9 protein-coding genes are annotated in these 6,725 nt (G+C 44.4%); 6 read left to right on the top strand and 3 right to left on the bottom strand.

Going from position 1 to position 6,725, the window contains the following annotated elements; genetic code table 11:
• From QUA04_RS20950 to coaBC, 5 genes are all read left to right on the top strand, one after another.
• Positions 1-644: ATP-binding protein (locus QUA04_RS20950; protein ID WP_333260160.1), on the top strand; the 644-nt coding region annotated here is incomplete at its 5' end.
• Positions 645-1,174: 530 nt separating this feature from the next.
• Complete coding sequence (locus QUA04_RS20945) at positions 1,175-1,798, top strand: alpha/beta hydrolase (protein WP_333260158.1); 624 nt, start codon at positions 1,175-1,177, stop codon at positions 1,796-1,798.
• 45 nt (positions 1,799-1,843) lie between these two features.
• Positions 1,844-2,056 (top strand): protein IsiD, encoded by a 213-nt coding sequence (gene isiD, locus QUA04_RS20940; protein ID WP_006632739.1) that lies wholly within the window; start codon positions 1,844-1,846, stop codon positions 2,054-2,056.
• A gap of 131 nt (positions 2,057-2,187) precedes the next feature.
• Positions 2,188-2,310 (top strand): hypothetical protein, encoded by a 123-nt coding sequence (locus tag QUA04_RS20935; protein WP_333260155.1) that lies wholly within the window; start codon positions 2,188-2,190, stop codon positions 2,308-2,310.
• A gap of 29 nt (positions 2,311-2,339) precedes the next feature.
• Positions 2,340-3,539, top strand: a complete 1,200-nt coding sequence (gene coaBC / locus QUA04_RS20930) for a bifunctional phosphopantothenoylcysteine decarboxylase/phosphopantothenate--cysteine ligase CoaBC (protein WP_333260153.1) — start codon at positions 2,340-2,342, stop codon at positions 3,537-3,539.
• A 16-nt stretch (positions 3,540-3,555) separates the two neighbouring features.
• Here the strand turns inward: coaBC and QUA04_RS20925 are convergent, their stop codons facing one another.
• Together QUA04_RS20925 and QUA04_RS20920 are read right to left on the bottom strand one after the other, a co-directional pair.
• Positions 3,556-3,951, bottom strand: a complete 396-nt coding sequence (locus tag QUA04_RS20925) for a transcriptional regulator (RefSeq protein WP_333260150.1) — start codon at positions 3,949-3,951, stop codon at positions 3,556-3,558.
• Positions 3,923-4,267 (bottom strand): type II toxin-antitoxin system RelE/ParE family toxin, encoded by a 345-nt coding sequence (locus QUA04_RS20920; RefSeq protein WP_333260148.1) that lies wholly within the window; start codon positions 4,265-4,267, stop codon positions 3,923-3,925. Before QUA04_RS20920 ends, QUA04_RS20925 begins: the two co-directional genes overlap by 29 nt.
• Positions 4,268-4,419: 152 nt before the next feature.
• Here QUA04_RS20920 and QUA04_RS20915 point away from each other — a divergent pair, with 152 nt between their 5' ends.
• Positions 4,420-4,893, top strand: coding sequence for a hypothetical protein (locus QUA04_RS20915; RefSeq protein ID WP_333260146.1), 474 nt, complete (start codon positions 4,420-4,422; stop codon positions 4,891-4,893).
• A 101-nt stretch (positions 4,894-4,994) separates the two neighbouring features.
• Here QUA04_RS20915 and QUA04_RS20910 read toward each other — a convergent pair whose 3' ends face one another.
• Positions 4,995-6,677, bottom strand: coding sequence for a DUF262 domain-containing HNH endonuclease family protein (locus tag QUA04_RS20910; RefSeq protein ID WP_333260143.1), 1,683 nt, complete (start codon positions 6,675-6,677; stop codon positions 4,995-4,997).
• Positions 6,678-6,725: the final 48 nt, after the last annotated feature.

The raw sequence follows: 6,725 nt of genomic DNA, 5'->3' as shown, positions 1-6,725 counted from the left end.
ATTCCGGCACTGTCTTCTCCATGTGCCTCACCTTATCAGATTTTTTTGGTTTTTGCTACCCCCGTGAACTTCTACCTGAAATGAAGTCGGTTGACATTCACCAAGGCATTGACAGCACCTTGATGATTTTGGATAGTCGGCTGAAACCAAAAGCTGATTTTCCGGGCATTAAACTCATCAAAGAATACGGAGATTTGCCCTTAGTGGAGTGCTGGGCGGGACAATTGAATCAGGTTTTTCTGAATGTTCTGAGCAATGCTATTGATGTTTTATCTGATGCAGAAAATCAAAAAAGGCTCGAAAAAGATGCCTCCAATTATACATTTTTACCTACTATCCGTATTCGCACTGAACTTTTAAGTTCTAATTGTGTATGCGTGCGAATCGCTGACAATGGAACGGGCATGACGGAGAATGTAAAAAAACGTTTGTTTGATCCGTTTTTTACTACCAAACCTGTAGGCAAAGGTACTGGCTTGGGATTGTCGATCGGCTATCAAATAGTTGACAAACATCACGGTTCGCTCAGGTGCGTATCGGCTCCGGGAGAGGGAACGGAATTCTGGATTGAGGTGCCAGTGTGGCAAGAGTCAGAACAATCTGTTTCTAAGGTTTCACCTGCGGTAGGTGCCAGTTGGAATTAGCGGGAGAAATCTCGCTTCTAGCTGAGTCTTGCTGGGTGCATCTCATATCAATTCCGGTTGCACCGTCAGGTGATTGTTGACTGTTGACTGTTGACTGTTGACTGTAGAAGGATGGGTGGAAAAACTCAATGGTTGAGTGTTAACTGTTGACTCGATTTTATTATTCCGATGCAACCGGAAACGATATCACTTTTGCAGCCAAGCTAGAAATTGGAGTTTGGAGGCAGGAGCCAGGAGGAAAGAGTCAGAATAAAGGAGGAAGAAGGAAGGAGCCAGAAGAAGTGTTTTTACAAATAGGATATGCTCCCTAATTCCTGTTTAGAAAAGGTGAACTATCCGCACTTTACTTGGGAAAGTTTCGGATTTTGCACTCTACTGTCAACTGTCAACTGTCAACTGTCAACGGTTATAGTTATTAACAAGCGCGTACTAATTTCCAGTGGAATATTGCCGAAAGCAAATATCTGGGGTTTTACCCGTCGTAACAATTTATAATTGTAGCAAGGCCAGATTACCAATTATTAACTACGATGTCTTTACAATCTATTAGCATTCCGCCCACAACGGATCGCAAACCTGTCGCTTTGATTGTCGCTTTGCATGGATGGGGTGCTAATGCTCGGGATTTAACTTCCTTAGCACCATTTTTCAATTTGCCGGATTATCAGTTTGTATTTCCCGATGCCCCCTTTCCTCATCCCCAGGTAACGAGTGGCAAAGCGTGGTATAACCTTCAAAGCAAAGACGCTCAGGGATTGGTAGAAAGCCGGCAATTGCTGAGGGAATTTTTGCTGTCTTTGGAAAGCAGCACGGGCGTGCCTTTGTCTCGCACGATTTTAGGTGGCTTTTCTCAAGGCGGAGCGATGACTCTAGATGTGGGATTGACTTTGCCCCTAGCTGGTTTAATTTGTCTGAGTGGTTATTTACACCAGATTTCACCAGTTGCTGGGAGTGTTTTGCCACCTGTTTTAATCGTACACGGTACTCAAGATACTATTGTTCCCGTTAGTGCTGCTGTGCGATCGCGCGAGAGTTTGACGGCTTGGGGAGCTGCAGTGCAGTATCGAGAATTTAACATGGGACACGAGATTCTGCCGGAAGTTATAGAGGTAATGCGAAGTTTTGTTGTAGAAACTGTGTCGAAATCTGATTAAAGGTTTAGTATATAGTATGGCGGAAGTCTCGGGCAGGGGAAAAAAATGAAAACTTTAACCAAAGCATCGCGCGATATTGCTGTACTTACTTCTCAGGACGTGGCAGAATTGGCTGTCCGTTTGGAAGTTGACGATTATACAGATCCTTTTGAGGGATTGAATGATTGGCATTTGTTGCGATCGCTTGCTTTTCAGCGGCCGGAGCTGGTTGAACCTTATCTCCACCTTCTGGATATGGAAGCCTACGACGAAGCATAGACTGAAAAATCTAGCTCAAAATTTTCGACGGAATTGAGGAAGAAGTTAGCAGCATATTTTGTTGCAGATTAAACAGATGAATTATGGATTTTACTCTGTTTTTATCTTGATTTCTTTCTTGATTCTTTTTTATGGCTGAAGGAAGAAGGAAGAAGGAAGAAAGAATGAGGAAGAAGGAAGAAGGAAGAAAGAATGAGGAGATGCGATCGGGCAATTCTCCGCAATGGTTTCAGGAATTCATCAAGTTCTCCTAACCTCGAAGGTTGCTGTATTACCAAAAATCATGAAGGGCAGACGAATTTTAATCGGCGTTAGCGGCGGGATTGCGACTTACAAAGTTTGCGAAGTAGTTTCAACTTTAGCGAAAGCTGGAGCTGAAGTTAAAGCTATTCTTACTGATGCGGCTGGGGAGTTTGTAACGCCTTTGACTTTTGCTACTCTGTGCCGTCATCCTGCTTTTACTGACAAAGATTTTTGGCAAGCAAGTCACGGGCGCCCCCTGCATATTCAACTGGGAGAATGGGCGGAAGTTTTTGTGATTGCTCCTTTGACAGCTAATACTTTGGCTAAGTTGGCGGGGGGTTTTGCTGATAATTTGTTGACTAATACTGTCTTAGCTTCTACTTGCCCAATTTTGCTGGCACCGGCGATGAATACGGATATGTGGGAACAGCCGGCGGTGCAGCGGAATTGGCGGGAAGTGTTGAGTTATCGGCGCTATCATGCTGCGAATCCGGGGGCGGGAATGCTGGCGTGCGATCGCGCGGGTGTCGGCCGCATGGCAGAACCTTATGAGATTTTGCCTCATATTGAATCGCTGTTGTATGCCAAGGGCGATCGAGATTTAGCGGGCATTAGGGTGTTGATCAGTGCGGGAGGAACGCGGGAACACCTCGATCCGGTGCGGTTTATCGGCAATCCTTCCAGCGGCAAAATGGGTATAGGTTTGGCGCAAGCTGCACAGCACCGTGGCGCGACAGTGACGCTGGTACACAGTATAACTGGCGAATTGCCGCTCTCAGGTGTGCGGGCGATCGCAGTTGCAAGTGCACAAGAAATGCGGCAGGCGATGCTGCAATGCTTTCACGAGGCGGATTTGACGGTGATGGCGGCGGCGGTAGCGGATGTGAAGCCGGCTGAGTACAGTAGTGAAAAATTGGCGAAGCGATCGCTCCCGAATTGTTTGCCTTTGGCACCAGTAGCGGATATTGTGGCAGAGTTGGGAAAATTGAAACAGCCGCACCAAAAATTAATCGGGTTTGCAGCACAAACTGGGGATATTGTCAACCCCGCTTGGGAGAAATTGCGGGCGAAGAAACTGGATGTAATTGCCGCAAACCCGATCGATCAAATAGGTGCAGGTTTCGGCAGCAATACCAATCAAGCAATATTAATTAATGCCGCCGGGAAGCAAGTAGAAATAGCACCTTGCAGCAAGCTAGAAATGGCTCACCGATTGTTAGATTTTGTGATGGAGGGGTGAGGGCGCGATTTACTCATTAACTGGGATTAATTACTACTGGCTCGGGCGATAATTCTGATTCCCCAAAATCCGTTGATTCCGAGTCAGTGGGCAAATCAGTATCTGCGACAGTAATTTCTAGTTTAAATCCTAATGCTTCGAGCAGTGCTACCAAACTATAAATTTCCGAACCTGCACTTTCGGTCAACATCTTGTCAAGCTTTTCCCATTGAAGTTGAGCTGACTCTGATAAATTGTTGAACTTTAGCCGAGAATCTACAACGTCTTTGAGTACCATTTGGAGCAATTTAGGTTCATCGCTAGCTTCTGTCAATGTCACCTCGATATAACCTGCTGCTTCTTGGGCATTTCTCAGAGATTCGATCAGAAATTCTTGGTAACTCCTACTCGTTGGTGCTTTCACTTCTTTCATAGTCTCTCCAATATTGAATAGCTTTGCCAATATCTCGCTCTTGAGTGCTCTTGTCTCCACCTATTAGCAGAAGTACAATTGTTAGCCCGACTTGTCCAAAGTAAAGCCGATATCCAGGGGCAAAGTCAATTTTGAGTTCAAAAACTCCTTCTCCGACGGACTTACAATCTCCTAGATTACCAGTCATGACTCGCTTAAGCCTTAACCGAATCCTATTTTTGCCTGTGGTATCCCGGAGCGAGTTATACCAATCTTCAAAAGGATTTGTCCCATCTGCTCTCAAGTAGTTGCGAATTTCCCTGGGTTGTACTTCCATGATTTTATCGTACTTGATTAACAATTTCTATCGTAAGTGCGATCGGCAGTCCATTCAACAAGCAAATCATACTTAAGACAGAGGTATTCTAGAGACAAAATAGTAAACCTTGTTTGAGGAAACAAAAGTTTAAATCAAACAGGGCATTGTGAATGAATTTTAAATCGATCGCAAAAACCAATCTACTATTCGGCAGCCTGATAATTAGCCTCGGATTGCAAGCACTTCCAGCAGCAGCGCAAGCAGTCACCAACGCGCAAGTTTCCGCCCTTGTAGAAGCGCTGCGACAAGCTGCCCCGCCACAAGCCGCAAATGACGGAATGTACAGTCAGTGGCAAGTTTTACCGAACAATATTTCCCGCTGGGCAAAATTCTGTACCAAACAAGATTTAACACCGCAACAATTTGAGACCGACGCGACAAAAGCCAAATCAATTGTTACCTGTATCGTGAGCGATTTGCTGCGCGACGAATACAAAGCTAGCAGCAACAATGAATTAACCGCAGTACGCCGCGCCGCTTGCTGGTGGATGACAGGGGACTCCGCAGCTTGTAAAAGTGGCGCAACCGCTACTTATGCCGATAAAGTTGTCAACGTTTACCAGCAGCAGCGGCCTAAAAAGTAAAGTTTGTGCTGGCGGAATTTAGATTTTTTTACCGCAGATGGACGCAGATGGTTTTGTGCTGATGGACAGATAAGAGCGATTTGATATCACATTCAATTATCCTATAAGCGCCAAAGATTCTTGAGAACATTAATCAGCTCTTTCTGCCGTCGAGCCATTACTTCTGGCGTCCATTCCTCTTCCCGCAGCACTTGGGTAGTAAGTGCAAAGGGTGAAACACCTGTTTTAGTTGTGAAATACTTCTGTTTTTTCACATCAAAATCATAATTTTGTGCCAGAGTGTTTTTCGCACGAGATAGTAAAACTAAGTTGCCAAGACGATGCACATATTGATCGCGTTCTTCCTGACTAGGAAACCACTTCACCCACTCACTATTAGCACCTGGATTCTGGGGAAGTACGTGCTCGACAGTAATGTTGGAGAAGTTGTAAGATGCTTCACCTTCTGACAGAGCAGCATCTAAGCGCAGCAAAACATAAAGACGAATTTTTTGAATTAGGTAAAGGTCACTATCGAGGACTCTAAGGATATTGTTTGACTCTTCAGGAGTAAACTGGAGCGGTGAATTGAAATTGAATAAATCTTCCTCTTGCTCAATAGCAGTAAGCAATCTGCTGTAACGTTCAATGCGCTCATTGATATTAGCGCGGACAATCATTAAACCTGCGGCAAGGCGGTCTAAAGCTATAAAGAAACGCACCAAATTATCGGGCTTATTACGGTTGCGAGATAGGTAGAGAATGGCAGGTGGTATCCAGTCAAAATTATCAATTTTGTTTAACCATTTAAATAGTTGATTAATTTCCTCTGCACGCGCCTCGCTTTCATAGGTTGAGTTGTGAATTTCCGAAAAAGCCTTAGCATAAGGAGCTAAAATTTCATCAATGAATTGCTGAGGCCCAGCCGCAGGATTGATGTTTTCCTGAAACTCTTTAAGGATACTCTTGCTAATTTTTTTCTTTTCCTTAATCATGCGAATATGAGAAAACAAATCTTTGAATAACTCGCGTCCCAGATTCTCCTCGGTATCTTCCCACTTTTTAGTATATTTTTCTTGTTTGCTTTCGGGTATTTTTCCGATAATGTCCGCTTTCAAGATATCAGTTATGGAGAGATCCAATCCCCTGTTGTTCAACACAGAAAATATCCGATACGCAGAGTCAAAGTCAGGCGTAGAAACCACTACTAAGAAGCACTGGGTAATGATGAACTGGGCAAGACGTATACGGTGGGATTCGGCGATAGTCTGCAAACGTTGCAAGAATAAATGTGCATTTTCTTTAATAAGCTTCTGACTATCCATCAGCTCAGCACTGTTTAATTCTTTGAGCTTGTTAATACCACCTTCATTTTGAATATATTCCTTGAAAAAGTCTGCATCTCGCTCGCGCAAAGTCAGACGGTAACGATTAGAGATATTCGCGATTAAGCTGCCTCTTTGGTATAGATAAGTGGTCAAGTCATTGGCGTGTTCTGTTGGCAATGATGCCCTGAGAGCAGCTAGTAGTATGGTGAGACTCGTTAGACGTTGCTGACCATCTACAATTTCAGCCTTGGGCTGCTCCGATTTAATCAAAACAATGCTGCCGAGAAAGTACGGGTTGAGTTCATCAATCGTCTCGTTACCATCTCCCAAGAATGCTAGCAGGTCTTCCAGCAGTTCCCCAGCTTCCTCCTTTGTCCAAGCATAGGGACGCTGGTAGAGGGGAATGGTGAACATAAAGTCATCGCTAAAGATTTTTTTAATCGGATGTTGTTCACCCTTGATGCTTACACGGTTCATGCTTGGTTCCTGTGTTAGGTGTGGTTGGTAATTGCTTCCCGAAAGTCA

It is taken from the genome of Microcoleus sp. S13_C5 (assembly GCF_036700845.1).
Classification (GTDB): Bacteria; Cyanobacteriota; Cyanobacteriia; order Cyanobacteriales; family Microcoleaceae; genus Microcoleus.
The sequence above is the reverse complement of the archived record's forward strand: the minus strand, read 5'-3'. Positions and strand labels throughout refer to the sequence as shown.

What these genes read in the sequence shown, in the direction of transcription:
- QUA04_RS20935 (WP_333260155.1), top strand. Translation starts at nt 2,188, where the DNA reads ATGGCTGAAGGAAGAAGGAAGAAGGAAGAAAGAATGAGGAAGAAGGAA.
- QUA04_RS20910 (WP_333260143.1), bottom strand. Translation starts at nt 6,677, where the DNA reads ATGAACCGTGTAAGCATCAAGGGTGAACAACATCCGATTAAAAAAATC.
- QUA04_RS20945 (WP_333260158.1), top strand. Translation starts at nt 1,175, where the DNA reads ATGTCTTTACAATCTATTAGCATTCCGCCCACAACGGATCGCAAACCT.
- QUA04_RS20925 (WP_333260150.1), bottom strand. Translation starts at nt 3,951, where the DNA reads ATGAAAGAAGTGAAAGCACCAACGAGTAGGAGTTACCAAGAATTTCTG.
- QUA04_RS20915 (WP_333260146.1), top strand. Translation starts at nt 4,420, where the DNA reads ATGAATTTTAAATCGATCGCAAAAACCAATCTACTATTCGGCAGCCTG.
- isiD (WP_006632739.1), top strand. Translation starts at nt 1,844, where the DNA reads ATGAAAACTTTAACCAAAGCATCGCGCGATATTGCTGTACTTACTTCT.
- coaBC (WP_333260153.1), top strand. Translation starts at nt 2,340, where the DNA reads ATGAAGGGCAGACGAATTTTAATCGGCGTTAGCGGCGGGATTGCGACT.
- QUA04_RS20920 (WP_333260148.1), bottom strand. Translation starts at nt 4,267, where the DNA reads ATGGAAGTACAACCCAGGGAAATTCGCAACTACTTGAGAGCAGATGGG.